This is a genomic window from Sorangium sp. So ce145, from assembly GCF_051525985.1.
In the GTDB taxonomy this organism is placed as follows: Bacteria; Myxococcota_A; Polyangia; order Polyangiales; family Polyangiaceae; genus Sorangium; species Sorangium cellulosum_B.
Window position 1 is genome coordinate 2,606,443 of sequence record NZ_CP150315.1, and the last position, 26,780, is coordinate 2,633,222.

Consider the following 26,780-nt stretch of genomic DNA (forward strand, 5'->3'; position numbering starts at 1 on the left):
CCACATCCCTACCGCGCATTGACCCACCCGCATGCCCCTGGCACCCTGCTGCCGCCATGAACGCTGCCCTCCCCAGCACCCTGGAGCTCCTGCTCGCGGACGCCACCGAGCTCCGCCCCACACTCGCGGCGGGCCTGCCCGAGGTGACGGCGGGCATTGCGCCGCGGCCGGCGAAGACGTCTCGTCGCGTGGACGCGCTCGTGCGCGAGATGCCCGACGCGGATCCCAACGATCTCGCCCTCCAGCGCTGGTCGGTGATCGCGCCCGAAGGCGCGCTGGGCGACGAGGCGCTCGAGGCGATCGCGCCGCTCCTCCGGCTCCGGGAGGCGGAGCAAGGCGCTCCGGTGACACCCTACCGCGTCGCGCCCGGAATGGACATGGCGGAAGCCTTCCGTTGGAAGACCGATGTGCTGCGCGACGAGTCGATTCCGGAGGAGGAGAGGCCCCGGTATCTGCTCCTCCTCGGGGATCTCGACGCCGTCTCACCCGAGCTCCAGCATGTCCTCGCGAACGGCGCGTTCGTCGGCCGCCTCCACATCGCGGGCGCCGACGGCAAGCCAGATCCCAGCGGCTATGCCGCGTACGCAGACAAGGTGGTGCGCTGGGCCAAGGCGCCCTCTGGCCACGACCGACCCGATGCGCTGTTCTTCGTCGCGGACGACGGCACCGCCGCTACCCAGCTCGGCCGCAGCCTGCTCATCGCGCCTTGCGTCGCGATGGCGCAGAGGCAAGGCAGGCGACCGTCCCCGGCCGCGAACGTCGTCGAGGTCCCCGGCGCCGACGGCACAGACGATCTCCTCCGCGCGGGGAGCACGCCAAGGCCTTCCGTGCTCCTGTCCGTGAGCCACGGGCTCGGCCGGCCCCGCGGCGGGTGGGCCTCCGTCGATCAGCAGCGCGCGCTCCAAGGGGCGCTGCTCGTCGGCGCACAGGGCAGCTCCGCGCCGCTGCTCACGGCGGACATGCTGCAACACGCGCCCTTCCTCCCAGGCGGCCTCTGGTTCTGTCTGGCCTGCTTCGGGGCCGGGACGCCGAAGGAGAGCGCGTTCTATGCCTGGCTCTCGCTCCTCGCGCGCGAGGGCGCCTACAGCGGCCAGGTCCAGCGGGTGCTGGCGAGCTTGCCTCAGGGCGGCGAGCGCCCGTTCCTCGCCGCCCTGCCGCAGGCCGCGCTCCGGAATCCTGAGGGGCCGCTCTCGGTGATAGCGCACCTGGATCTGGCCTGGACCTTCGGCTTCGTCGATCCCGACAGGATGACCCAGAGCCGCGCTTCCCGGATCTTCAGCAGCCTCCAGGCCATGGCCCGCGGCAGCCGCGCCGGCGTGGCGCTCGACGCGCTGATGCGCTCCTACCGCGAGGTCAACGATGAGCTGCTCGCCGGCTACCATGCCGAGGAGGACGCGCGCGTGTGGAACCGGCCTTCCCCGGTCGCTCCCATGCAGCGCGGCAGCGCGTTCATGCTGCGCAACGATCTGCGGGGCTATGTGCTCCTCGGCGATCCCGCGGCCCGGCTGCCCCTGACGGGGAGCCAGGCCCCGCACCCGGCAGCGCCGTAGTCGGCAATCGCGCGCCGCCGCGCGTGTCGCTCTCCTGGCTCCTGCAGGTGCGAGCACGCCCACGCCCACGACGTACGCTACGGCCGTCGATGCGAACGCCGTGGACGGGCAGAGTCCTGCGCCCTCATTGTCTGTCGCTCCACATCGCGGACCAGGCCCGGTCCGTCCAGCGCCCCTCGCCCGCCCGACGCCCGGCCCAGCCCGCTGGTCCGGCGGGCGCGTCACATCGGCTCTTGAAGGTCCTTGTAGCTCGGCAGCGCGCCGAAGTTGAACCCGATGCCGAAGTTGTAGACGAGCCCCGGCCCCTCGAGGCTCTTCATCATCGTGAGCTCCGGGTGGATCGCAAAGCTGTCGGAGGTCCGGAACTGGAACCCGAGGCTGCCCCGGAGGAGGAGGCCATCCGCGGTCGAAGCGGCCTCACCGTCGTCCGCGATATTGCCCGAGGCGAGGCCGTAGGTGACGCCAGGGGTCACCACGATCGAGAACCAGTCCGTGGGGTTCACGCCGAGCATCACCGGCGCGTGGAGGTAGACGATGTGGACCGACGCCTCGTCGGACGAGAGGTAGAAGTACTGCACCCCTGGATCGACGGCGAGATCGAAGACGCCGCGGACGGGGTTCACCTTGAGATCGACGCCGAACGAGCTGAGGTTATGGACGTGGGCGCCGACGTCGAGGATGTCCGTCAAACCGGAACGGAGCTGATACGAGGGCAGCGTCGGCAGGAACCCGCTGGTCGTCCTCGTCCTCGCCTCCGCCTGGCCGGTCTCCGGATTCTCCACGAGCTCGGCGGTCTCGCCGATGTAGCCGAAGCTCTCGAGCGACACCGAATGCGCGATCTTGCCGGGCGCCACGGTCCGCGGGGTTCCGTAGGAGTTCGGGTTGGGGCAGCCCGAGAGCAGGGCGCCGAAGAGCAGGACGGCCGGAAGCGCGAGGAGACGAGCAGATGGCTTTCGCATAGCCGACCATCCTATCCATTCCACACTCGCGATGTCCAGGCACCTCGCGGAGAAAGCAGCATCGCAGCGGCATGGCCTCACGCGGGGTTTACGCGTGGTTCTCGCATGGTTCGCGCATGGTTCGCGCACGCCAGGTGCCGCCCGTTCGGCGCTGTCTGGGGGTGTCCTGAAGCAACGTGGGAGCGCTGTTGTCTCGTCGCGCAACGGCCGTGATGGGTCGATTCGCCGCTCCCTTGTCGGGATCGGGCCATGGAGCGTATACGTCGGCGGCATCCCGCTCCTTCCTTACCACCCGCGACGGCGTGACCCTGCGGTCCCTCGAAGCTGGCAGAGGCCTCTGGTCATGAACCCGGGATGGTCACAGACGGCGATCATGGTCGCGCAGCAAGTCGAGGCATTCTCGCGCCACCACCACGTCATCGCGCTGGAGTTGCGAGGGCACGGAGACTCGGACAAGCCGTTGTACGGCGACCGGACGGCGCGTGCCGAGCCGGCGCTCGACCTCGACATCGTGACGGGGCGAGTCACGGTGCGAGACGAGGTGAGAGGCGCTACCTGGGCTACCTGGACGGTCGGCGCGCTGGTGGCGCTCGTGGGGGCACCGTCATCGGCATCGTGGCCGGCGCCGCGGTGGCTGGGCATCGTGACCGCGGTGAAGCGGCTGCTCGGGAAGACGCACGGGGAGCACGCGGACATGGGCGGGGCCTCGCCGAGCAGGCGGGAGGTTATGTCGGACATGGGCCGGGGCCTCGCCGAGCAGGCGGGAGGTTATGTCGGACATGGGCCGGGGCCTCGCCGAGCAGGCGGGAGGGTATGTCGGACATGGGCCGGGGCCTCGCCGAGCAGGCGGGAGGGTATGTCGGACATGGGCCGGGGGCTCGCCGAGCAGGCGGGAGGGCATGTCGGACATGGGCCGGGGGCTCGCCGAGCAGGCGGGAGGGCATGTCGGACATGGGCGGGGGCCTCGCCGCCGGCTGCACGGAGGCGTGGCGCTCCGATCGGAGGGCTCCAGATCGAACGACCAGCGCCCTTGCGCTACGTGAGCACGGGGCGCGCGTCGTGGGGGCCCGCCTCGCCTACAGGCGCCGGTTGATTGCGCTCCAGCGCCTCGATGCGCCCGAGGAACGCGCGCCCCTTGGCCGGATCCGTCATGTACACGAACGCCGCGAGCCCCTTGAGCTGCGCGAGCGTCTCGCCCTTGCCCGGCCTCCCGAGCTCCCGGTTGCGGATCGCCGCGCGCAGCGCGCGCACCCGCTCGCGCGGGACGCGCGCCGCCGGCGCTCCCTCGCTCGCGTGGTTGACGACGAGGCCCGTCACCTTCTGCCGGCTGCCCTTGCGCATCACCACGGTCTTGCTCGGATGCAGCCGGAAGCCCTCCGAGCTCAGGATCTCCCGGAGCCCGCGGAGCAGCGCGCCCACCGGCGCGCGCGGCCGCGCGGCGCCGGCGAGGCCAGGCGCCTCGGTCGCGCGGAAGGAGAACGTGAGATCGTCAGCGTACCGCGTGTAACGAAGCCCCAGCTTGCGGGCGAGGCCGGACGCGCGGCGATCGAGCCGCAGGCAGATCGCGTTCGTGATCGCCGGAGAGGTGGGCGCGCCCTGCGGGAGCACGCGCGGGCCCGTCGCCACGTAGAGCGTCTGCCCCCGGAACTGCACGACGTCCCGCGGCGCCTCCGTCGAGAGGAGCGCCACGAGCGTCGCGGGACCCTCGGCCACGCCCGCCTTGCGGAGCAGGCCTCGCACCCGGCGCCACGTGATCGTCGGGAAGAAGTCCTTGATGTCCACCTTGACGATCGTGTCGGCGCCGGCGTGCGCGGCGGCGTTCGTGACGATGGATCGGCTCGCCAGGAAGCCGTGCGCCGCGGCGTGGACCGGCAGCTTCTCGAACAGGTTGCGGAGCGCCCAGCGCTGCGCGCGCTTCAGATCCCGCTTCGGCGACGAGATGGTGCGCGCGCTGCCGTCGCGCTTCGGGATGTGCCACCGCCGGTAATGGGTGCCCGTGTCGACCTCGCGGTGGTACGCGAGCCAGCGGAGCCGCGGGATCGACAGCCCCAGCGCGCTCGCGAGCTCAGCCGCGCCCGGCAGGTCGGGGAGCCCGTGCGCCCGCGCGCGCTCGCTCAGCCCGGGCACATCGAGCCTGTCCGGCCCGACACGGTCGCTCCAGTGCACGCCCGCGCCGAGGTGGTTGACGTGCGTGGCGACGTAGGCCTCCCAGGCCAGGCGGCGCAGCGAGCGGCGCTCCCGGGCCTCGACCTTCTTGCGCTCCTTCCACTGCGCGCGCTCCCGGTCGGACATCGCCTTGGGATCGCCGGTCGCGAGGGCGCCCTTCGACGTGAGCTCCGCGCTCACCCACGCGTCGATCCCGCCCGCCTCGTCGATCGCCTTCCAGCGGGCCACGCGCTCCTCGTGGGCGAGCCGGCGCGCTTCCGCGCCTGCGGCGGCGTGGAAGCGCGCCGCCGCGCCGCCGGGGGCAGGCGGCGTCGTGATGGGGAGAACGACGGGGGCTCGGGCTTGAACGGTCGCGTCGATCTTCGCGGTCATGTCTCGGTGGGAGCGTGGTGGTGAGTCACGATGGGCGCGATCTGTCCTCAGGACACCGGAGCGTCGATCGCTGTCTCATGTCGCCAAGAGAGGCTCCAAGCGCATCACCTTCATCGCTTGGTGCACGGTAGCCTCACCGGTTCTCCGGCTAGACGAGCCCTACGGCGTCGGGAGAAACGGCGTTTGCGAGGTTGTCTCAGCTCTCCCGACGCCGTAGGGCTCGTCTAGCCGAAGAGAACCAAGAACAGGCTACCTTGCGGAGAGTGACTGGCGGTTCCTCCAGAGCGGCGCGACGCCGCTCCTACGCTCGAGGCGTGGAGGCTGGTGCGTTCAGAACCTCTCCTGGCAACACGAACAATCTCTTTTTCTTGACCTCCTTTCCTCTCTCATGCTGACGACGCGTCGGCGTCCACGAACCCGGAGGACGTCAATGCATCCAGTCTCTTGAAATACGCGTCGCGCGCTTCGCCGTCCGTGTCAAACCAAATGCGCTGGTGTCGAGGCGCTTCGGCGCGCGCCCCCCACGACAGGTGTACTACGCGGTCGTCCAGGGAGACACGGTAGACGACCTCCGCGCCCGAGGCCTCGCGGCGCACGTACGTGCGCGTCTCGGCGCGGATGAGCGACCGCCCCTCGGCCGTCTGGCGCAGGGCGTCCCGCTCGGCGCGCTCGCGGGCGTAGGCGACGCGGAGCGCGATCATGTGCTCGCACGGACCTTCGCGGAGGCCGCTCCGGCGGAACGTGGGGCAGCTGCACCACGCGTCGGAGACGCGGCCCTCGAGATCCATCGTGAACCGCGGCGCGAAGTCGCGGTGCGCTTCCCGGTCCGCGACCTCTCCGTGGATCTCGGTGCCCTCGCCGGCGATCTCGTGCACCTTGGTCGGCCTCACCGCGCCGGGCGCGCCGAGCAGGCGGTGGGCCGCGGCCTCGCGGGGCGAGCTGTAGCGGATGTCGCGCTCGTCCACCGGATCGGCGAACAGCTCGCGCGGGCGGTAGACGCGGCGCGCGACGTCGTAGAGCACCCGGCCGCGCAGGCACTCGAGCTGGAGCGCCGCGCGGGCGTCCTCGGCGCCGCCGCCGGCCGCGAGCGACGCGAGCGGGAGCGGCCCGCGCTCGCGGAGGAGGGCGAGCTGCCTGCCCGCGAGCGCGTCGAGCGCCGCGCGCGCCTTGTCGCCGCCTTTCCCCTCGCGAGGCATCAGGGCGTCGAACGAGGCGGCGCTGGCCCAGCTGCTGTCGGTCCAGCCCGTGAGCGCGATCGTCAGCGTCGCGCGGCCCAGATCGAGCACCCAGAAGACCGGCAGCCCGGGGCCCCGGAGCTCGGCGCGCACGCGCTGCACGTGCGGCAGGAGCCGCGACAGCGCGAGCAACCGCTGCCGGCCGAAGGTCCGGACCACGCGCGGCGGGCCCTCGTACGGAGGGCCGTGGCCCTCGATCAAGATCTCCCAGGGCTCCAGGATGAGGCGCGGCGGCTTGCCGGGAACGAGCTCGAAGCGGAGGCCGCGGGGCGGCTTCTTCGCCTTGCGGGTGCGGAGCACGAACAGCGCGTTGTAGAGATCGATCGGCGCGAGCTCGCAGGAGACCGCGGGCAGCGTCGCCGCCGACTGCACCTGCAGGAAGCCGCGGAGCCAGGTCGTCGGGACCTCGATCGAGCGCTCGATCGGCGCGGAGCGCGCCGCCGCGGCGTCTGCGCGCGCCGCCCCGGCGTCGAGCTCCACCTTGGCGTAGGCGCGCAGGCGATCGATCTGCTCGACGATGCGCGGCGAGAGATCGACGAAGGCGGTGCCGTGAGCCGCCTCGCGGCCCTCGAAGAGGTCGCTGGAGAAGGCGAGCCGGGCGTAGGCGCTCTCGTCGCGCGAGAAGACCTCGATCGAGACCTCGTCCGGGTGCACGGTGAGCACGGGATCGAGCGCGCCGGAGGCCCTCGGCTTCGCGGCGGAGCCGTCGCCCTGGGTCGCCGCGTCGTCGGGGAAGGCGCCCTCCAGGAACGCCTTCTGCGCCTCCCAGATGGCCGCCGTCGCCTTCTTGCCCTGCTTCATCAGGTAGGCGAGGTACGCGGTCCGATCCCGGCCCTTGTACCGGAGATCGCTCTCCAGGATGGTCGCCAGCGCGGCCATCGCGTCGCGGAAGAGCGCCGCGTCGCGGACGGTGCCGCGCACGCCGACCGGGCCGCGGGCGCCGTCGAGGGAGAGGCGCACGCTCGAGTGGAGCGGGGCGGCGGCGAGCTCGCTCGGCGCGGCGTACCGGAGGAGGATCGGGCGGGCGAGTGCGGCCGTCATGCGTTGACTCCTTCGGGGGTCTCGGGCTCTCTGGACGAGCGCGCGGCCGCGAGCCGCGCCGTGCGGGGATCCGCCGCCTTACGCTTCGCGCGGCGGTACGCTCGGTACGCGGCCTTGCGGACGGCGACGTCGGCCTTCTCTTTGGCCTTCTCCTTGTCGAAGGCGAGCGCGGCCAGCGCCTCGAGCGCGCGCTCGCCGCCGGCGCGGCCGAGCGCCGCGATGGCGTCGAGGCGCGCGGAGGCGTCGCCGCCGCTGCCCTGGGCGAGCGAGATCAGCGGGGCGAGCGCGGCGGCGTCGTGGCGCGCGAGGATCGACGGCAGCGCGAGGCGCCGGCCCGGCTCGGTCGCGGCGAGCGCCGCGAGCGCCTCGGGCGAGGCGACGCGCGCGGTCGGCCCGAAGGCGACCGGGTCGAACGGCCTCACCGCCACGGCGATCGCGGCCGAGCCGTCCGGCGCGAGCGCGGCGAGCGCGGCCGACGCCGAGGCCCGGACGCCGGCGTCCATGTCCTTGAGGGCCGCCGTGAGCGCCTCCACGGCGCCCGCGGGCGGCGCGGCCCCTCCGGACCTCGCGGCCGACTCGAGCGCGCCGAGGGCGCGCACGGCCTCGCGGCGGACCTCGCCGGGGGCGCTGTCGTTCGAGAGGAGCGCGCGCAGCGCGGGCGCCATCGCGGCCGCGCCGGCGCGCCCCGCGGCCCAGAGCAGCTCGCGCCACGCAGCGGCCTCGGCGCTGCGCTCGTCGCCGTGCGCGGCCGACCAGCGCTCCGCGGTGCGCTGCGCCGCGGCGGCGAGCGCGCCCGCGAGGGCCCCGCGATCGCCGGCCACGGTGCCGGCGGCGATGAGCCGCGCGGCCTCCTGCCGCGCCGGGGCGCGCTCGTCCTCGAGCATGCGCAGGAGCGCGGCCACAGGCAGCGCGCCGCGGCGGAGCAGGCCCATGGCGAGGCGCTGCCGCAGGTCCTCGTCCTTGAGCGCGGCGAGCCGGGGCAAGAGCTCGGCCGGGTCGGCCTCCGCGGCGAGGTAGCTCGCCGCCGGGCCCGCGATGTCGTCGTACTCGCTCCCGACCGCGAGGAGCTCGACGCGCGTCCGCTCGCCAGGGAAGAGCTTCTCCAGCGCCTTGCGCGCGTTCTTGCGGACCTCGCTGCTCCGCGCGTCGAGCGCGCGGGCGAGCGCGGGCTCGGCCGCGCCGTCGCCGAGCAGGCCGAGCTCGTTCACCGCGACGACGCGGAGCCTGTCGGGCGTGTCGCCGGCGCGCACGAGCTCCTCGAGCAGCACGCGGGCGCGCTCGCCGCCGATCCAGCGCACGCCCTTCGCCGCCGACTCGCGGAGATCGATGGAGTCGGCGTGGAGCGCCTGCTCGACGCGCTCCGAGGCGCGTTTGCGGAGCTCGGCGCTCCCGAGCTTCGGGGCGATGCGACCGAGCGCCTCCGTGGCGGCGGCTTGCATGCTGGGCTCGACGGAGGGGGCGGCGGACGCCGACCCCCGACCCACATTGACTGCCGCTTCCTTGGTGCCGCCGGCGGCCACCGCCTCGAGCTCCTCCAGCGCGCGGGCGTCGCCGAGCGTGCCGAGCGCGAGCAGCGCGCGCTCCCGCTCCCCGGGCTCGCCCGCGCGGACGACGAGCAGCAGCGGCCGGAGCGCTGACGCGAGGCCCCGCTGGGCCACCCCCTCCGCGGCGGGCAGCACGAGCTCGCGCGTGCCCGCGCGCAGCACGGCCTCGAGCGGCCCCGAGGGCGCGCCCTTGTCCTTGACGCGCTTCGCGTACGACGTCACGGCCGCGACGCGCGTGGGGAGATCGCGATCGGCGAAGAGCGCGACCAGGAGGTCGTTCTGCGCGGGATCGTCGCCGAGATCGAGCTCGCGCGCCGCGGCGAGGCGGAGCGCCGGGTCCTTGGCGCGCGCGGCGGCGGCGAGGAAGGCGAGCGCGAGCGCCGTCTCGCGCTTCTCGCGCTCGCGCCCCTTGTCGACGATCTCGAGGCACGCCTTGAACGCGGCGCTCCGCACCTCGGGCACCTCGTCGTCGAAGCGCGCCGCGAGCGGGCCGGTGGCCGCGTGGTTCCGCGTGCTCCCGAGCGCGCCCGCCAGCGCTTCGCGGTCCGTCGGCGTGGCGGCCTCGTCCATGCGCGCCGCGAGCGCCCGCACCGCCGCGTCGCTCGCGAGCGCGACGAGCGCTTTGCGCGCGCGCGTCGAAGGCGCGCCCGCGCCCTCGCGCAGGAACGCCGCGAGCACGTCGACCGCGCGATCGTCGCGGCTGCGGGCGAGGAGCTCCGCGGCGCGCAGGCGCAGGTCGTCGTGCTCGCTCTCCATCGCGCGGCACAGGGCGGGCACGATGCGCGGATCGCTCGACGACGCGAGGCGCTCGAGCACGCCGAGGCGGAGGTCGGCGTGCTCGCTGCCGAGCGCCGCGAGGAGCGGGTCGAGGCTGCCCTTCGGAGAGAGCCGCTCCAAGAGCTCGAAGGCGTAGCGGCGCACGTCGGCGAGCGGCAAGCTCAGCGCGCGCACGATCTCGGGGCGGGCGTCGCCGCCCCGCGCGGCGATCTCGTCGAGCGCGGTCCGCGCCACGTCGGCCGACGCCGACGCGAGCCCGAGCGCGAGCGGCTCGCCCGCCCCCGCGGGGAAGAGCGCCTTGAGCCCCGCGAACGCCGCCTTGCGCACGAGGTGGTGCGGGTCGTCGAGCGCCCGGACGAGCGGCGGGACCGCCGCCGTGCTGCTGACGTGCCCCTTGGCGCAGACGTCGACGATGCGATCGATGGCGTCGCGGCGCGTGCGGTGCGCCTCGTCGTCGCCCGCCGAGACCTGCCGGAGGAGGCCCATGTACGCGCCGAACGCGAGCCAGCGCAGCCGCCGCTGCTCGCCCTCGGGGACCGCGTCGCCGGCCGGCTTGTCGCTCTGCTTCTGGTTCTGGCCGCTCTGCCCGCTCGGCTCGGGCTGCGCGAAGAGGCGGCGGAGCCACCCCTTCGCGGGCTTCGTGTCGCTCTCCTCGGCGGCGCGCGGGGTCGTGTCCGCCACGACGTGGGCGCCCGCGGGGCGCAGCGCGGCCACGCGCTTCGCCTCGCGGAAGTACTCGACCGGCTTGCGCCGGATGCGGAGCACCTGCGCGGCCGCGTAGCGCTGCTGCGGGTCGTCGCTGGCGAGCGCCTCGGCCAGGCCGACGAGGATGCGCCCGCGCGCGACCTCGGGCGGCCAGTCCTTCATGCCGGCGGGCTTCTCGCCGTCGGCCGCGCGGCCCTGCTCCGCCGTGTCGGGGCGCGGGGGCATCAGCGCCTCGATGAGGTGGGCGAGGTACAGCTCCGGATCGGTGCGGAGCTCCAGCGCGCGCGCCGCGGCGAAGCGCACGTCGGAGCGCTGCGACGAGAGCGCGCTCGTCAGGAGGTCCGGCGGGTCGCCGCGGCGGAACGCCCTGAGGTCGCGCGCGAGCACGATCGCGAAGACGATCTCCTGGACCTCGCGCGAGCTGTCCTCGAGGCCCTGCAGCATGCCGCCGTAGCCCTCGGGCCCGAGCGCCGCGAACGACATGATCGTCGCGACGCGGATGGGCGGGTGCTCGTGGCGCAGCGTGCCCGTGAGCACCGGCAGCGCCCGCACGTCGCCGAGCCGCGCGAGCCCGTCGGCGGCCCACGACCGCACCGCGACGTCGGCGTGGCCCATGGCGTCGAGCAGGTAGCCCTCCTCGCCGCGGCGGGCGGCCATCGCGAGCCCGCGCGCGGCCTGCTCGCGCACGTCGGGGTACTCGTCCTTGAGCAGCTCGGTGGCGAAGTACTTGACGAGGCGCGGCGAGCCCAGCGTCGCCAGCGCGGTCGCGGCGCGGGCGCGCAGCGGGCCGAGGACCTGGATCGGCATCTGCGCGGAGGGGACCGCGAACGCGGATCCCCGACCCGCGTTCAAGAGGGACTGATCGGCGAGGAGCGCCCGCATCGGGCTGATCAGCTGCTCGTCGCGCCGGACGGCGCAGAGCTCGGCCGCGCGCACCCGGAGGTCGAGGTGGCTCGACTGGAGGCCGATGTGGAGCGGCCCCGCCTCGCCCGGCAGGAGCTTGTCGAGCGCCTCGATCGCGGCGATGCGCGGCCCCGCGTGCTCGTCCTCGAGCAGCTTGCTCAGGGCGCTGCGCGCGGCCTCGCCCACCGGCACGCGCGTGGCGAGCAGCCGGAGCAGGGCGCTGCGCGCGTCGTCGCCCGCCGGCAGGTGCGCGGCCCCGCGCGCGCCGCTCTCCCGGACCGAGGGGTGGATCGACGCCATCGCGGCGAGGTGCGGCTCCGCGGCCTCCTTGCCGCGCAGCTTGACGACGGCGTCGTACGCGGCCTGGGCCACGCTCGCGTCGCGGTCGCCGATGGCCGCGTGCAGCCGCTCCGCGGCCCACGGCTGCTCGCCGTGCGCCTTGAGCTCCTCGACGGCGCGCAGGCGCAGGTCGGGGAAGCGCGCGAGCTGGGCGCGGTCGAGCGCCGTCTGCGGATCCGAGGCGTGCCACGACCAGAGCGTCCGGAACGCCTCGCGGCGGACCTTGGGCGACTCGTCCTCGATCGCGTCGGCGAGCAGCGCCTCGGCCTCGGGCGGCCTCGGTCCCTTGCCCTCGCCGGCGAGCGCCACGAGCCGGTCGAGCCCGCGGACGCGGATGTCCTCCTGCGACGAGCGGAGCGACGCCTCGGCGACGGTGAGCGGGGCCGACGGCTGGAGCCGCGCGTAGGCGTCGTGCGCCGCGGCGCGCACCGCGCCGTCCGCGTCGTCGAGCATCCAGATGAGGCGCTTCTCGGCGCGGGTGTCCCGGAGCTCGGCGAGCGCGGTCGCCGCCTGCCGCCGCAGCGACGGGTCCTGCTCGCGCGTGAGCTGCAGCAGCGCGCCGAGGGCGCGCGTGTCGCCGAGCTGCGCGAGGCCGCGCGCCCCACGCACCGCCGTGTCCGGCGTGCGGCACGCCATCGCGGTGAGCAGCGGCTCGAGGTCGGCCTCGGCGAGCTCGGCCCCCGGGCTGCCCACGCCGGGGATCCGGGCGCGCGCCGCCTTGATGGCCGCCTCGTCGGCCGCCTTCGCGCCGTCCTTCGCCCCATCCTTCGCGTTCGCCGCGGGCTTCTCCGCGCCGCCCGCGCCGGCGCGCCGCAGGACCTCGGCCGCGCGCCGCGCGATGTCGATCGCCGCGCGGCCGAGATCCTCGTCGCGCGCCTCGAGCGCGTGGGCGAGCGCGCGCCGCTCGATCACCTTCGCCGCGAACGCGATGCGGCGCACCTCGGCGTCCTCGTCGTCGAGCGCGCGCGCCGCGATCGGCGCGAACTCCGGCGCCGAGAGCCAGCCGGCGAGCGCCGCCCGGATGAGCGCCTCGACCCGGAGGTCGGCCGGGCCGCGCTCGAACGCGGTGCGGAGCGGCTGCGGGCCGTCCGGGTGGATCTGCTGGAGCTGGTCGAGCGCCGTGAGCCGCACCGACGCGTCGCGGCCGGCGAGCTTCTCGGCGATGAGCCCCGGGATGAGCGGTGAGCTGCCGTAGAGCTTCCCGAGCTCGAGGAGCGCCCGGCGCTGGACGTCCGCGGCGCGGGCCTCGAGCGCCGCCCGGAGCGGGGTCAGCGGCGTGTCGCGCTCGATCGCGCGGAGCGCCTCGAGCGCGGCCATGCGGACGTTCGGGCTCTCGTCGTCGAGCGCCTCGCGCAGCTTCGCGCGCGCGCCGCGGCGCCTTTTTTCGCCGAGCTCGCGGGCGGCGAGCGCGCGCACCTCGGCGTCGCGGTCCGAGCGGAGCACGGGAAGCGCGGCCTCGAGCGCCTCGGGCTCGTCGAGCGAGGCGAGCGTCTTGACGGCGCTCTCGCGCGCCGGCCGCGCGCCCGAGAGCGCCTGGGCGAGGACATCGAAGCCGTGCGCGAGCTCGGCGGTGCCGTCCGCGGGCGCGCCGGCGGCGTCGATCGGGAAGCGCCATACCGTGCGCCGGTCCCCCGCGGCGAAGACGGCGCCGAGCCCGTCCTTCGCGTCCGCGCCGCCGCGGCCCGCCTGCCCGCGCGCCCCTTTGCGCGCGGCGGCCGGCGCGAGCGCCAGCGCGTGGAGCGCCAGCGCGCTCGTCTCCAGCGTGCGCGGCTTGCGCTTGTCCTCGAGCCGGTGGATGCGGATCGCGCCATCCGCGCCGGCGGACAGCAGGCGGTCGCCGCTCTCCTTGCCGTCTTCCTGCGGCGGCGGGGTGGGCAGGCACAGGAGCGCGCGGACGCCGCCCGCGTGACCGCTCCCGTCCGCGCCGCGCACCTCGCACTCGACGTCGCCGACGAGGTACCAGAGGCGCACGGTGCCGTCGTCGCCGCCCGACGCCAGTCGCCCGTCGCGCGGCGTGAACGCGAGCGCCGTGACCGGCCCGTCGTGGCCCGGCATGGCGCGGACGGCGCCCGTCGACAGCGTGACCACGCGGACGATGCCGTCGTCGCCCGCCGCCGCGCAGAGCTCGCCGGCAGGATCGAAGGCGACGGCGCGGAGCGGCGCCGCCGAGAGCGCGAACGACGCGATCTCGACCGCGGCGCCGGGCTGCGGGGCAGGGGAGCCGGCGGCCTCGCCGACGCGAAATACCCGCAGCGCGCCGTCGACCCCCACGGTCGCGAGGCGCGCGCCGGCGTTGAGCGACACGCCCGCGGCGATCGCCGTTGCGCCGCCCGGGTGCGCGTCGATCGCCCGCCCGTCGGCCCCGCCGCCCGCGAGGAGGCGCAGCGCCCCGTCCGAGCACGCCGCCGCGAGCAGGTCGCCCGCGAAGGCGAGGCCCAGCACGTGCGCGGGCACGTCGATCGAGCGCACCGGCTTGTTCGCCACGTGATCGAACAGCGTCACCTGGCTCGCGCTCGCGGGGGATGGCGTGGTCTGCGTCCCGCGCGCCTCGCCCGGCGCCGGCGCGCGCACGCCGCCGACCGCGAGGAGCCGCGGGCCGATCGCGAGCGCGCGGACCTTCTCGTAATGGCCGATCGCGTGGCTCATGCGGTCTCCTGTCCGACGCTGGGGGGCGCTCGGCGTTCGCCGGTCGCTTGTCCGACGCTGGGGAGCGCCCGGCCATCGCCGGCCGCTTGTCCGACGCTGGGAAGCGCCCGCCTATCGCCGGCCGCTTCGAGGCCTTCGATCTCGAGCCCCGGGTGCGCGTGCCTGAGCCGCAGGAGCGCCGCCAGGCACGCCTGCCACTCGCCCTTCGCGATCGACCCGGTGAACTCGGCGATGACGGGGGCGACGAGCGCCGCGAACGCCGCGTCCTCGACCGCGAGATCGCGCACGACCTCGATCACGTGCCGCTTGGCCTCGCTCGCCGAGAGGCGCCTGCGCGAGCCCGCGTCGTCGCCCGGCTCCGGCGACCGCCCCGCGGGGATCCCGGACAGCACGTACCGCAGGAAGCGCCGGAGCGCCTCGACGTCCGCGAACCGCCCGGCGTCCTCGGGCAGCTCCGCAGCGGGGCGCGCGTCGTCTCCGCGCGCCGCGCGCGGCTTCCAGCCCGGCGGCAGATGGCGAGGCCGGTGCTTCTCCCAGAGCATCCGCACGGCGAAGAGGCGCACCTCGCGGTCGGCGCTCTGCATCAGCCAGCCGAGGCGCTCCGGGCCCCCGAGCCGCGCGTAGTGCTTCAGGATGAGCGAGAGGCCGAGCTCGCGCGCGCTCTTCTTCAGGCTCTCCGTGAGCGCGAAGACCTGCGCCGGATCGAGCTCCTCCGGCGTCAGCGCGATCGCCGGATCGGCCGACGGATCGCCGACCTTGCGGAGCGCGTCGAAGGCGATGTTGCGCACCTCCTTCGCGTCGCTGTGCGCGAGCTCGTAGACGCGGGTCTGGTAGCCCCACGCCCGGAGCTCGGCGCGCGTGATGAGCGCGGCGAAGCGCCGGACGTCGTCCCGCTTGTCGGAGAGCGCTGGCCAGATGCGCTCCGCCGTGAACGCGCCTCGCTTGAGCGCCGGCTTCAGCTCGAGCTCCTTGGCCTCGCCCTGCTCGGGCCCGAGGACGGGGTGGTGGCAGCGCAGGTACGTCTGCGCGAACGCCCGCATCGGCTCGGGCTCCTTCTCGCCGAGCGCGAGCGCGAACAGCCTCGCCGTGCCCGCCTCGCGGTCGCCGCGGCCGCTCGCGTCCTGCCCCGCGTCGAAGTCCTGCGGCTTCATGTGCGAGAGGAGGTACCGGCGCGCGAAGCCGTTCAGCGTCGGATCGGCGCGCCGCGCGAGCGCGAGCAGCCAGGGCAGCGTGAGCTGCCGCGGCGACACGATCTTCGGGTTGCCGAGCACCTCCAGCGCGACCGCGCGCGTCTCGGCGCTGAAGACGAGCCCCTTCAGGCGCTCGACGCCCTCGGCCGTCAGGTCGGGCAGGGCGTCGGCCTTCTGGAGCCAGGTCGCGACCGTGGACCCGAGGCGCTTGCGCGTGAGCGCGCCGAGCAGCCACGGCGTCCCGATCGCCGCGATCGGGTACTTGCCGAGCGCGTCGAGCGCGGACTTCGTCGCCTGGTAGTCGTCCTCGTGGCGCGGGTCGTCGAGCACGCGCACCCAGAAGCCAGCCCCGGGCTCGCCGGGCCGGTACTTGGCCTTGAAGTACGCGGCGGCCCATTTCTTCTGCTCGGACTCGCCGTAGAGCATGTCGATGAGGAAGCCCTCGGGCAGCTCGGCGCGGTCGAAGCTCTCGCTCAGGGCCTTGCTGGCCCACGCCTCGGTCTCGCTGTGCGTGAGCAGCCGCCCAAGGAACGCGTGGCCGAGCGCGCGCGGGCTCTTGCCCTGGAGCGCCGACGCCGCGAAGGCGCGCGTGTCCTTGTGCTCGGAGTCGAGCAGCGCGGCGAGGCGCTCCGGGTCGAGGTCCGTCGCGTGCGCGCGGGCGTACTCGATCGCGAACGTGCGCGCCTTCGCGCTCGGGGAGCCGAGCAGCGCGAGCGCCGCGTCGTGCAGCCCGAGGCCCCGCAGCTTGCTCTGGTGGAGCTCCGGCGAGCCGAGCAGCGTCTCGATCAAGAAATCGTGCGCGCTCGCGAGCGGCCGGTACGCGAGCCGCGAGAGCCACGCGGGTGTGACGCTCCGCAGGGTGTCGGCGAAGTCCTTCTTGAGCCCCTGGATCGCGAACTTGGCCGGCGGGTCGGCCTGGCAGGCCGAGAGCAGGAGCATCAGCGGATCGGGCGATCGCTTCCACGCCTCGTCGAAGGCGCGGTGCTTCACCATGTCGTTCGGCGGGACGTTGCCGTGGAACGAGCGCCCGTCGTACTTGCCCGTGCCGTGCGCCCAGACGTGGTTCGCGACCCAGAGGTCGCTGAAGCTCGTGCCCGGCGCGTAGTGGCGGAGGACCTCGACCGCGAACTGCGGGTAGAGCTCCGGCGTGCTCCGGCCGAGCTCGCGCAGGAAGCGCCACGCGCGGCGGCGCATGTAGATCAACGTCCCCCTGGAGACCTCGCGCCGCCGGCTGCGGGAGAGCTCGACGTCGAAGCGGAAGGCGAGCGCCCCGAAGAGCTCCGCGTCGAGCCGCGCCTCGGCCAGCTTGTAGATGCGCTTGAGCCCGCCCCACGCGCCGAAGACCAGCGGCGCGCTCGTGGCGATGTCGCGCAGCGCGCTGCGCCCTGCGTCCGTGCCCTCCTCGTAGATGCGCACGAGCAGGTCCGCGAGCTCGAGCCGCGGCGGCGGCGCGGCGTCGACCTGCGCGAGGAAGCGCTTCCACGCGTCGGTCGACTGCTCTCGCCGCTGCTCGGGGGAGCGCATGCCCTGCGCGCGAGAGAGCAGCTGCAGGAACGCCGCGAAGGTCAGCGCTCCCTCGCGCGGCGGCGTCTCCGGTCTGGGATCCGGCTGCTCGAGGTACGCCTCGACGGCCTCGGCCAGGGTGGGTGAGCCGCTCGTGGCGAGCTGCTTGACGTTCGCGATGTCGATCGGGTTCGGTGAGCTCGTCAAGGCGCCCTCCCGCGGCGGGATGGCCTGGGAGAATCGCGAGCCCCGCGGTGCAGGTCAAGCCAGAGTCGATCTGACGATGACGGAAGCGCCGTCGCTTCCCCGCGGTGTGCGCCTGTGGGTGGGGCGTGTTCGCCGATGCCGGGGTGCCGCGCGGCGCCCGGAGCGTTGCCTCGTGGCGCGCGCCGCACGGGCAGCTCAGGTCGCGCAGCTCAGGCCGCGAAGGTCAGTCAGCGCAGCTCAGGCCGAGCAGCTCACGCCGCGCGCATCCGCGCGACCCGCTCGGCGACGTGCGGGTCGCCGCCCGCGTCGATGCTCGCGAGGAGGTCCTTCAGCGAGCGCCCGCGGTGCGCGAGGTGCGCCTCGAGGTGCGGCGAGAGCGCCTTCCAGCGCCGCGCCCACCCGGTCTCGGCGCTCATCGAGCCGTGGTGTGGCCGATCGACGAGCAGGGCGCCGAGCCGGAGGCCGAGCTCGGGATCGTCGAGCTCCTCGAGCTGACGCTTCAGGAGGGCGAGCGCTCCGGCGGCCGGGGAGGTCGCCGGCGGGGCCTTCCAGGTGTCGCGCACCGCGCGCGCGAACGCCGCGGCGTCGAGCTCCGAGAGCAGCTCGATCGCGCGCACGAGCGGCAGGCGATCGCGCGCGCTCGGCGCGACGACGCGGTCGAGGAGCGCGTCCAGCGCGGCGGACAGCGCCCCGTCGGTCGCGGGATCGAGCCCGCCGAGCGACTCGAGCGCGCGGCGGGCGCGTCGGACGGCGCGCCCGAGCACCCAGCTCCGCCGGCCGCGCGCGGCCGAGACCGCGGCGAGCGCGTGGACGGCCGCCTTGCGCCGCGCCTCGGTGGCCTCGCCGGGCTGGACGCGCGGCGGCAGATCGAGCTTCGGCGGCTGCGGGGGCGCGGCCGCGCTGGCGCCGGCCGCGGGGGTGCCGCCGGCGGGCGCGCCGCCCCCGGCGGCGGCCACTTCCTGGTAGCCCTCCCTGAGCTTCTCCGCGATCTTCTTGTCGCACTCGCGCTGCGCGGCCTCCGCCGTGGGGAACGCCTTCTCTTTGCGTTGTCCGGCGGTCCCCAGCCGCCCGTAGACGACGATGAAGGTCGTGTCGTCCACGTCGGCCATCCAGAACTTGGCGCTCGTCCCCTGCACGAACTCGAACCGGCGCATGCGGGCGACGATATCACGTCGCGCTGGCGGCGCGCCTCAAGAGGGCGGCGGCGAGGGCGGCTGGCGGATCAGCACGAACGGCGCGACCACGAGCGACAGGAAGCGCAGATCGTGCTGCTGCGGCCAGCGCGCGAGATCGGCGGCCGTCGGCTTGGTCAGCTTGCCCGCCGCGATCCAGGCCTCCACCGCGGCCGTGTCGTTCGCGGCCATGGCCTCGCCGACGTCCAGGAGATCGAGATCGGCGGCGACGACGATGACCGCGTCGCGCGCTGTATGGGTGCGGAGATCGGTCCAGAAGACCTCCCCGAGCGTCTTGGCGAGCTGTTCGCGCATGGGGGCAGCATAGGCCCCGGACAGCGGCCGCCAAGCCTGCGCGCCGCCGTCCGGGCAAGGAGGGCGGCCGCCGGCCGTGGCGGTCCGGGCAGGCGGCGCTGCCCGAGGCTCCAATCGCGCCCTACCAGCCCATGTTGTGGTGGACCCAGCAGTCGATCTGCTCCCAGCCGACCCGCGCCTTGCGATGGCCGTTCAGGATGTGGCCCGTGTCGGGGACGATCGCGGTCGTGACGCTCTCGGCGCTGGCATAGAGCGCCGCGTCGGAGTCCGCGTACGCCGCCGGCTGCAGCGCGTCCGTCTCCCCGAACTGGATGAACACCGGGCTCGTCACCTCGTCGATGCCGGCGAGCGTCGGGTCCTCGGAGACGGCGAGGAGGCTCATGAACTGCCCGCGCGTGAACGTGTCGGCGATGGTGGCATTGTCGAAATCGATGAGCGCCGGGGGCGCGTTCGCGGTGTCGTAGAAGATGGCGGTGCGCATCTCCGGCGGGATCGCGATATAGGGCGTCTGCAACAGCGCGGAGATCGCCTCCGGGGGGACCGGGATCGGGTGCGGCGTGAAGGCGAGGCCGGTGTTCACGAGGACGTCGGCGTCATTGTAGGTGCTCTGAGCGAACGTGTTGATGATGGCGCCGTTCGAGTGACCGACGAGCGCGACGCGCGTGAAAGGCGTTTTGTAGACGCCGCCAGGCGTGCGCATCTCGGTGATGATCTGATGGACGCTGTCGGCGGTCTCTGCCAGATCGAGGAAGTCGCCGTCGGGCCGGCTGCTCTCTCCGGCCCCGAGCATGTCGAGCGCCAGGACGGCGTATCCCTCCTTCGCCATGTGCCGGGCATAGGAGTAATCGTGTCCGCCGAACGACGGGAGATCCCAGTACTCGTGCGTGTAGGTCAGGCCGTGGACGAGCACCTGAAGGGGGCGGTACTTGGTCTGACCCTGATAGTAGAGGTATCCGACGACATCGTACGTGTTGCCGTCGGAGAGGGTCACCGGGAACACCAGGCGCTCGACCTTGGTGGGCTGCCTCGACGACGACGCCTCGGCATCGCCCGAAGAGAGCGCGGCGGCCGCGAGCGTCGCCGAGAAGAGTACCGTGCTGAGTGCGCGATAATACAAGTTCATGAATTGACCCTCATGGTTACGGCAGGTGATTGGAGGTGAGGCAACGTCTATCGCGGTGCGATATCCCGTGGTCTCTCAGCTCCAGCGCCGCCACGCCATATTCGCAAACATTGGACCAGAAAGCGTCTACGTCAACAGGATAGCGCACGATCTCCGCCCGCGCCGCCGCTTGCCGCCATTAACCGCCATTTCGAAGCGCTGTTTGGTCTCCTGCGCGTTGACCGTGGGCTCGCCGGGCCCTCGCGGCCCGTCGTGAGGAGCGGACCGCTGCACGAGTCTTTGCGTGATGCCGCAATGGTTTGCACGGGGGTGACGCCGGCTGCCGGTCCCGGCACATGTGCCAGGGAAAGCGTCATCACGACGACTTCTGTGCTGGCGAACAAATCTCCCCGTGCTTTACCGCTCTTGCCGGACGTCATGGCCAGGAGACGCCATCGCGGCACGGAAGTCGTCTGATGAATCTATGCGGGATTTTTGTGACTCTGCTGCATTGCGCTCGCGGGTGCACGGCCGATCGCGCCCCCGCGGGGGATCCCGGCGATCGTCGGCGCGGCGCGGGCGCGCAGCCGCGGTGCACCTGGTGAGGGTGAGCGCTGCTCGCGGCGCGATGACGTCAATGCCGCTCAGAAGGTCGCTTCGGCGCCGATGCTCGGTAGGGTGATGGGGCCGAGCGTCTGCGGCTCGCATCCGTGCAGGAGCGAGCACTCGTATTGCAGCGTCTTTTTTCCAGCGGTGGCGTTGAGCACCTCGACCGTGAGCGAGACGGTCCGTCCTTTGCGGAGGATCCACCGCTTCTCGAGCCGCAGGTCCAGCCGGAAGAACGCCGGAAGCCGCTCCGGCAGGCTCAGCCGGCGGACCACCTGGGCGAGCCGCTCGCGCAGCCGCTCGCGGCGCCGGATGTCCTGCTCCGTGTCGGGGCGGTCGTCGTTGCCATCCGGGCGCTGACCGTCGACGCCGTCGTTGTCCCACAGGTCGTAATCGACCGTCATGGGAATGCCGCTGTAGAACACCGCCCTGCCCCCGAGCTTCCAGCCGCGGCCCACGTCGACCGCGGCCGCCATGTTGAGCACATGGCGGCGGTCGAACGCCGAGTCGAAGGTCTCCCGGCCGACATGGCGGATCGAGCGGGAGAGGGTGTAAGACACGAACCCTCCGATGCGCTTCGACAGGCTGCGGTGCGCGTGGATCTCCAGCCCATGGGCGCTGCCGGCGCCGCGCAGCTCGGCCCGCTGCGCGAGGCCAGCGTCGGTGCCGGGAGGCCGGTTGCCGAGGGCGTCGCTCAGGTCGAAGAAGCCGCTCCGGAACCCGGTGATCGTGGCCTTGATCTCCCCGGGGAGGCGGAGCTCGACGCCGGCGCTCGCCAGCAGCCCCGTCTGCACGCCGCCGCGCAGGCCGCCCACCTGCATGCCGGGCACCGCGCCGAGGAAGCTCGGCGGCTGGTGGGTCACGCCGAAGGCGCTCAGCAGGGCGACGCGCGGGGTCGCTTGCAGCCGCGTCGCGAGCCGCGGATCCACCGTGGCCCTCGTCGCGCCGCCGGACGCGAAGAGGTCGCCGCGCAGGCCTGGGACCACCTCGAACCCGGGCGCGGCGCGGACGACGACGTCGGCCCAGAGCCCCGCGGCGAGGTCCTCCCGGCTCGTGAAGAGGCGCGCGAGCGCCCTGTCGTTCCGGGTCGGGAAGTCGCCGTCGTTCTCGCGGATGTCGATGTCGAACCGCTCCAGCTGCGCGTCGACGCCGGCGCGTGCCGTCAGCCGCTCGGAGACCGGCGCGGACAGCTCCACGCGCGCGCCGAGGAGCCGGGCGCGCCCGGCCCGCTCCCCGTCCTGGTTCTCGCTCTCCTCGTGGCCGAGCGTGATCGCGTGCCGGAGGCGGCCGCCGCGCGCGAAGAACCTGTCGTACCGCAGGTCGAGCCGGTGGAAGTCGCCGGCGAGCACCACGTCCGTGTCGCCGTCGTCCTCGATCTGGGCGAGGTAGTCGTGCGACCCGAAGGCGAAGAGGCCGACCCGGTCGTACGGCGAGGCGTCGTAGGTGACGCGCGCCTGGTAGTCCCAGTAGCCGAGCTCGACGCCGGGCGAGAAGAGCGCGAGCAGCGCGCCCGGGTACGCGTAGCGCCCGCCGACGAGCGCGGTGCCGCGGCCGTCGGCCCAGGGCGCCTCGACCAGGGCGCCCGCGTCGAAGAGCCGGAGGTTGGCCTCGCCGTGGAGCAGGCGCGCCGGCTCCCGGGTCTCGCCGGCGATGACGCCGCCGGTGTAGCGCCCGAAGCGCGCCGGGAAGCCGCCGGGGTAGAGATCGACCCGCTCGACGAGCGCCGGGTGGATCACGCTGGGGCCGAGCGCCACGTGATAGAGCAGCGGGACGCGCACGCCGTCGATGAAGTAGCCGACGTTGCCCGGCGGCGCGCCGCGCACGAAGAAGTACGGCACGCCGGACGCGATGGGCGTCACGCCGGGCATCGCCTCGATCGCGCGGAAAGGATCGCCGAACGCGCCGGGAACCTGGCGAACCTCCTCGCGCGTCATCGAGGTCGTCATCGGCGCCCCGCGTTCGCCCACCACCACCACGTCGATGGCCTGCGCGGCAGCCGGCGGCGAGGGCGGCACCGTCGCGATGCTCCCGCGGGGCGGCGAGGGCGCGGCGGGCGCCGCGGGAGGCGCGGCGGGCGTCGCGGCGCGAGGATCGCGGAACCTCACGGGGAACAGGATGCGCGCGCCGATGGGCCGCCCGTCGCGCCGGGCGGGCTCGAACCGCCACGACGGCGCCGCGCGCGCGGCCGCGCTCGCGAACGGCTCCTCGCCCTCCACCTCGACCGCGCCCACGGTACCGTCCGCGTACACCGTGATGCGGGCGACCACGGTCGCGTCGCCGACGCCGCCGGGCGGGTAAGGCGGTTCGGTGGGGCCGAGCGGCGACGGCATCGTGACCCGGGCCCCCTGCGTGGCCTCCGCGAGGGCCGGCTCCTGCGCGGGAGCCGCCGTGGCCTCGCCGTCGGTGAAGGCCACGAGGGCGCCGGTCGCCGCGGCCACCGCCACGGCCGCGGAGCCGCGCGTCCTCCGGCGTCGCAGATCGCTGTGCTCCGGCTCCTCCATCGGCGCTCCGGAAACCATGGAGAGTCGCGGCGGCACGCTCAAGCAAAACGTACCGACGCGCCTTTCGGGCCGAGCGCCGCGCGCCTCGCCGAGGTCGCGCTGGACGACCGCGCCGTCCCTGCCGTAGATAGCTGGCAGCGCCGACGTGGGCTCGAACAGGAAGCGACAACAGAAGTCCTGGGGTTCGCGCGTGCTCGTCGCGCTCCTCGTGACCGGGCTCAGCGCGGTCGGGGTCAAGTGCGGCCTCGAGCGCGCGCTCGAGGAGCTCGGCCTCGACCTCGGCGGCGACCGCCCCTCCAGGCCATCGCCGACGCCCGGCCGATCCGGCAGCGCCTCGCCGCCGAAGGGCGCTCCGCCGAAGGGATCTCCGACGAGCGGCGCGCCCTCCTCGCGGCAGCCCGCGCCGAGCCCGCATCTCGAGCTCGGCGTCCCGGCCCGCACGGGAGCGCGCGCCGCGCGGGCCGACGCGTCCGACGATCACCTGATGATCAAGCCCCAGTACGCCCTCTCGTACAACCGATCCAGGAACGGGGCGAACTGGGTGAGCTGGAGGCTCGACGCCGCGTCGTTCGGGGACGCGCCCCGCCATCGGGGCAAGTTCCTGGCCGACAGCGCGCTGCCGGACGGCTGGTACCGCGTGCAGCACGACGACTACACAGGCTCCGGCTTCGATCGAGGCCACATGGTCCGCTCCGAGGAGCGGACGCGGAACCCCGACGACAACAAGGCGACGTTCCTCCTCACGAACATCCTGCCGCAGCGGCACGAGCTCAACGCCGGTCCGTGGCTGAGGCTCGAGGAGGCGTGCCAGGAGCTCGCGCAGAAGGAGCGGCGGGTGCTGTTCCTGATCGCCGGCGGCCTCTTCGACGAGCGCGAGCGACCGGCCGCCACCATCGGCAAGGACGTCGCCGTGCCGGACGCGTTCTTCAAGGTCGCCGTTGTCCTCGAGCCGGGGCAGGGGCCCGGCGACATCGGCCCGGCGACGCGGGTCATCGCGGTGGTGATGCCGAACGAGACGGGCATCCTGGACCAGAGCTGGGGGCAGTACCGGACGACGGTGGACGAGATCGAGCGGCGCGCGGGCTACGATTTCATGACCGCTCTCCCCGAGGCCGTGCAGCGGACGCTCGAGGCGCGCGTCGACGACGGGCCTGCCGGCGGTCGCTGAGCGGCGCGCTCAGGTCTCGACGACCTTCGTCACGAGGCCGAGCCACGCGCCCGACGGATGGCGGCCGACGACGTAGACATCGATCGCGACGCGCCCGACGCGGTAGACCCGGACGTCGGTCAGGTGGCGCTCCAGCAGGTCCACGAGCCGCCGGTACCGTCCCGCCTCGGCCAGCGCCGCGTCGCCGGCGTCCCCGGGCACGTCGATCACGGGCGCGAAGAAGTCGCCCGCCGTCGTGACCTCGACCGGCGTCGCCGCGCCGAGGCCCTCGGCCGCGAGCAGCGCGGCCGGCGAGGACGCGTCCCCGCGCGACCGGAACGGGCGCAGCTCGTGATCGGACTCGCTGGGGAACAGCAGGCCCTGCGCGGCCTCCGCGAGGGATGCGAGGAGCTCTTCGGGCGACATGGATGAGGCCTGCATGCGGATCTCCGGGCGGCTGCTCGGCGAGGGCAAGCTCGCCGTGGGGTGATCATTCCACCGTGAAGCCAGCGGAGAAACCGCTTGCTCCCTGGGCTTTGGCGATGGTACCCGGACCCGCCCGCCCTGCGGATCCGATCCACCCTTCCGCTTTCCTTCGCCGCGTTGCATGCTCGGGCGAGACCCGAGCAAGGAACAAGGATTCAAGGTGCCATGTCCAAGATGAAGCTCAAGCCCGGCGTGATCACTGGCTCCGCTCTTCAGGAGCTGTTCGAGTACATGAAGAGCGTCGAGTGTGCGCTGCCGGCCGTGAACGTGATCGGCTCGCACAGCACGACCGCCGCGCTCCAGGCGGCCCGAGAGGCCAAGTGCCCCATCATCATCCAGTTCTCGAACGGCGGCGCCCACTTCTTCGGCGGCAAGTTCCTGGACAACAAGGGTGAGAAGGCCGCCATCGCGGGCGCCGTCGCGGGCGCGCACTACGTGCGGAACCTGGCCGAGGCCTACGGCGTGCCGGTCATCCTGCACACCGATCACGCCGCGAAGAAGCTCCTGCCGTGGATCGACGGCCTGCTGGAGCACGGCAAGAGGTTCTTCGAGAAGAACGGAGAGCCCCTGTTCTCGTCTCACATGCTCGATCTGTCCGAGGAGCCGCTCCACGAGAACCTCGAGATCTGCCAGAAGTACCTGCGGCAGATGGCGGCGCTCAAGATGACGCTCGAGATCGAGCTCGGCGTCACGGGCGGCGAGGAGGACGGCGTCGACAACAGCGGCATCGACAACTCCAAGCTGTACACCCAGCCCGCGGAGGTGCTCGCCGCGTACGACGCGCTGAAGCCGATCGGCAACTTCACGATCGCCGCGTCGTTCGGCAACACGCACGGCGTCTACAAGCCGGGCAACGTGCAGCTCCGGCCGCCCATCCTGAAGAACTCCCAGGACGCGATCCAGAAGGAGCGCAAGACGGGCCCGAAGCCTGTCGACTTCGTGTTCCACGGCGGCTCCGGCTCGTCGCGCGAGGAGATCCGCGAGGCGGTGTCCTACGGCGTCATCAAGATGAACATCGACACGGACACGCAGTGGGCCTTCACGCAGCCCATCAAGAAGTACATGGACGACAAGGGCGCCTACCTGAAGTCGCAGCTCGGCAACCCCGAGGGCGAGGACAAGCCCAACAAGAAGTACATCGACCCGCGCGGCTGGCTCCACCTCGGCGAGAAGGCCGTGGCGGCGCGCCTCGTGGACGCGTGCAAGGACCTGAACTCGTTCGACAAGTTCGAGTTCTGATCCGCGGCGGAAGCGAAGGCCCCGCTCGCGCGGGGCCGGAGCGACGCCTGTCTCGCCACGCCGCGGCGACACCGCGGCGTGTCGATCATCCCGCAAGCGGCTGGCTGCTCACGAGGGCGACGGGTGCGCCGCGCTCAGCGAGCGGGCCGGCGCCGTCACGGCAGGGCGGCGGCGAGGCAGCCGGGAGAGCGGCAGGCCGAAGAGGCCGAGCGCGGTGAGCTCGATCCCCAGCACGGGCAGGAAAGCGAAGCCCGAACCCCCGGTGGCAAGGAACTGCACGAGGGCGATCGGGGCCGCGACCGACAGGAGCGCTGTCGGGTACGTGACGCCGTGAAGCAACGCGAGCAGCACGCCGACGATCCCCACCGTGAGACAGCCGTCGACGCTGGGGGTCATGTCCAGCGCGCCCGGCGTGCGCAGCGCGGCGCGGATCCACAGCAGGGAGCCAGTCCCCAGGAGGACCATCGCGATCGGCAGGTTGGCCGAGGAGCGGGTCGTCATCTTCGGTATCTGGAAAGCCATGGTTCCGGCCATGACAGCACGCGATGTGCCATCTCGGCTCCCGGGCGGCGGCGGGCCGGCCGGCGCGCCGCGCGATGCAGGGAGTGCGGGGCGGCGCACGCCTTGCGCGTCACGAGCCCCCCGGTCCCATCAGGGCGAGGGCGGGCCGGGCTCCTCGCCGGCGCCGGGCTCGCCAGCGTCAGGGCGCTCGTGCGTTCGTGGTGGACGCGCCGGCTCGACGGGAGCGAGCCGGATGCCCAGGTTCAGGAGCTTCACACAGTCCTGCTCGCACGTGGGCCGCCCGCCGGGGAGAAGCGAGCAGTGTGCGACCTCGACGGACTCCTCGGAGCGGCCGTCGACGACAAGTCGACACCGCACGGGAGCCCCGGTCCGTGGACAGACCAGGGGAGTCTCCGAGGTGTGGTAATGCCGCCGGGCGAGCAGGCTTCTCGTCCCGACGAGCAACGCCACGACGCCTCCAGCTGCCGCCAGCAGCACGACGAGCCAGTCTGCCATCGCGACCCCCTGTGAAGAGACCTGCGGCGCCCACCGCAGCACGTACGATGCAGCAAGG

Annotated in this window: 15 protein-coding genes; 3 read left to right on the forward strand and 12 right to left on the reverse strand. The window is 73.7% G+C overall.

Features of this window, described 5'->3' with window-relative positions:
• The first annotated feature begins 56 nt into the window (after window positions 1-56).
• Entirely contained in the window at window positions 57-1,550 is a 1,494-nt protein-coding gene (locus WMF34_RS10020) for a hypothetical protein (RefSeq protein WP_437993132.1), read from the forward strand.
• A gap of 221 nt (window positions 1,551-1,771) precedes the next feature.
• Here the strand turns inward: WMF34_RS10020 and WMF34_RS10025 are convergent, their stop codons facing one another.
• The 9 genes from WMF34_RS10025 to WMF34_RS10065 form a co-directional block, all read right to left on the reverse strand.
• Window positions 1,772-2,509, reverse strand: a complete 738-nt coding sequence (locus WMF34_RS10025) for a hypothetical protein (protein WP_437993133.1) — start codon at window positions 2,507-2,509, stop codon at window positions 1,772-1,774.
• Between the two features lie 1,035 nt (window positions 2,510-3,544).
• Entirely contained in the window at window positions 3,545-5,047 is a 1,503-nt protein-coding gene (locus WMF34_RS10030) for a reverse transcriptase family protein (protein ID WP_012234549.1), read from the reverse strand.
• Window positions 5,048-5,433: 386 nt separating this feature from the next.
• A complete protein-coding gene (locus WMF34_RS10035) occupies window positions 5,434-7,323 on the reverse strand; it encodes an SWIM zinc finger family protein (protein WP_437993134.1) in 1,890 nt (629 codons plus the stop codon).
• Window positions 7,320-14,237: a HEAT repeat domain-containing protein gene (locus WMF34_RS10040; RefSeq protein ID WP_437993135.1), complete on the reverse strand. Its 6,918-nt coding sequence runs from the start codon at window positions 14,235-14,237 to the stop codon at window positions 7,320-7,322. Before WMF34_RS10040 ends, WMF34_RS10035 begins: the two co-directional genes overlap by 4 nt.
• Window positions 14,234-17,137, reverse strand: coding sequence for a hypothetical protein (locus tag WMF34_RS10045; protein ID WP_437993136.1), 2,904 nt, complete (start codon window positions 17,135-17,137; stop codon window positions 14,234-14,236). The genes WMF34_RS10040 and WMF34_RS10045 overlap by 4 nt, the downstream gene beginning before the upstream one ends.
• Before the next feature lie 251 nt (window positions 17,138-17,388).
• Complete coding sequence (locus WMF34_RS10050; protein WP_437993137.1) at window positions 17,389-18,291, reverse strand: WGR domain-containing protein; 903 nt, start codon at window positions 18,289-18,291, stop codon at window positions 17,389-17,391.
• 36 nt (window positions 18,292-18,327) lie between these two features.
• Window positions 18,328-18,624 (reverse strand): DUF2288 domain-containing protein, encoded by a 297-nt coding sequence (locus WMF34_RS10055; RefSeq protein ID WP_437298973.1) that lies wholly within the window; start codon window positions 18,622-18,624, stop codon window positions 18,328-18,330.
• 121 nt (window positions 18,625-18,745) lie between these two features.
• Window positions 18,746-19,747, reverse strand: a complete 1,002-nt coding sequence (locus WMF34_RS10060) for an alpha/beta hydrolase (RefSeq protein ID WP_012234555.1) — start codon at window positions 19,745-19,747, stop codon at window positions 18,746-18,748.
• A gap of 623 nt (window positions 19,748-20,370) precedes the next feature.
• On the reverse strand, window positions 20,371-22,851 hold the full coding sequence (locus WMF34_RS10065) for a TonB-dependent receptor plug domain-containing protein (RefSeq protein WP_437993138.1): 2,481 nt from the start codon (window positions 22,849-22,851) through the stop codon (window positions 20,371-20,373).
• 172 nt (window positions 22,852-23,023) lie between these two features.
• Between WMF34_RS10065 and WMF34_RS10070 the strand changes: the two genes are divergently transcribed.
• The gene (locus tag WMF34_RS10070) at window positions 23,024-24,001 is read left to right on the forward strand and encodes a DNA/RNA non-specific endonuclease (RefSeq protein ID WP_012234556.1); all 978 of its coding nucleotides are present in this window, start codon (window positions 23,024-23,026) and stop codon (window positions 23,999-24,001) included.
• 9 nt (window positions 24,002-24,010) lie between these two features.
• Here WMF34_RS10070 and WMF34_RS10075 read toward each other — a convergent pair whose 3' ends face one another.
• Window positions 24,011-24,421 carry a nuclease A inhibitor family protein gene (locus tag WMF34_RS10075; protein ID WP_157906587.1) on the reverse strand — a complete coding sequence of 137 codons (411 nt, stop codon included), beginning with the start codon at window positions 24,419-24,421 and terminating at the stop codon, window positions 24,011-24,013.
• Between the two features lie 210 nt (window positions 24,422-24,631).
• Between WMF34_RS10075 and fbaA the strand changes: the two genes are divergently transcribed.
• A complete protein-coding gene (fbaA, locus tag WMF34_RS10080; RefSeq protein WP_012234559.1) occupies window positions 24,632-25,705 on the forward strand; it encodes a class II fructose-bisphosphate aldolase in 1,074 nt (357 codons plus the stop codon).
• A gap of 108 nt (window positions 25,706-25,813) precedes the next feature.
• On the opposite strand, the gene WMF34_RS10085 is transcribed toward fbaA, so the two are convergent.
• Entirely contained in the window at window positions 25,814-26,227 is a 414-nt protein-coding gene (locus WMF34_RS10085; RefSeq protein ID WP_157906588.1) for a hypothetical protein, read from the reverse strand.
• A gap of 129 nt (window positions 26,228-26,356) precedes the next feature.
• Entirely contained in the window at window positions 26,357-26,722 is a 366-nt protein-coding gene (locus tag WMF34_RS10090) for a hypothetical protein (RefSeq protein ID WP_437993139.1), read from the reverse strand.
• Between the last annotated feature and the right edge of the window lie 58 nt (window positions 26,723-26,780).

Bases quoted from the DNA above. Each gene is read 5' to 3' on its own strand.
- WMF34_RS10020 (WP_437993132.1), top strand. From the start codon at position 57: ATGAACGCTGCCCTCCCCAGCACCCTGGAGCTCCTGCTCGCGGACGCC.
- WMF34_RS10075 (WP_157906587.1), bottom strand. From the start codon at position 24,421: ATGCAGGCCTCATCCATGTCGCCCGAAGAGCTCCTCGCATCCCTCGCG.
- WMF34_RS10050 (WP_437993137.1), bottom strand. From the start codon at position 18,291: ATGCGCCGGTTCGAGTTCGTGCAGGGGACGAGCGCCAAGTTCTGGATG.
- WMF34_RS10055 (WP_437298973.1), bottom strand. From the start codon at position 18,624: ATGCGCGAACAGCTCGCCAAGACGCTCGGGGAGGTCTTCTGGACCGAT.
- fbaA (WP_012234559.1), top strand. From the start codon at position 24,632: ATGTCCAAGATGAAGCTCAAGCCCGGCGTGATCACTGGCTCCGCTCTT.
- WMF34_RS10090 (WP_437993139.1), bottom strand. From the start codon at position 26,722: ATGGCAGACTGGCTCGTCGTGCTGCTGGCGGCAGCTGGAGGCGTCGTG.
- WMF34_RS10060 (WP_012234555.1), bottom strand. From the start codon at position 19,747: ATGAACTTGTATTATCGCGCACTCAGCACGGTACTCTTCTCGGCGACG.
- WMF34_RS10030 (WP_012234549.1), bottom strand. From the start codon at position 5,047: ATGACCGCGAAGATCGACGCGACCGTTCAAGCCCGAGCCCCCGTCGTT.
- WMF34_RS10065 (WP_437993138.1), bottom strand. From the start codon at position 22,851: ATGGTTTCCGGAGCGCCGATGGAGGAGCCGGAGCACAGCGATCTGCGA.
- WMF34_RS10035 (WP_437993134.1), bottom strand. From the start codon at position 7,323: ATGACGGCCGCACTCGCCCGCCCGATCCTCCTCCGGTACGCCGCGCCG.
- WMF34_RS10085 (WP_157906588.1), bottom strand. From the start codon at position 26,227: ATGGCTTTCCAGATACCGAAGATGACGACCCGCTCCTCGGCCAACCTG.
- WMF34_RS10025 (WP_437993133.1), bottom strand. From the start codon at position 2,509: ATGCGAAAGCCATCTGCTCGTCTCCTCGCGCTTCCGGCCGTCCTGCTC.
- WMF34_RS10040 (WP_437993135.1), bottom strand. From the start codon at position 14,237: ATGAGCCACGCGATCGGCCATTACGAGAAGGTCCGCGCGCTCGCGATC.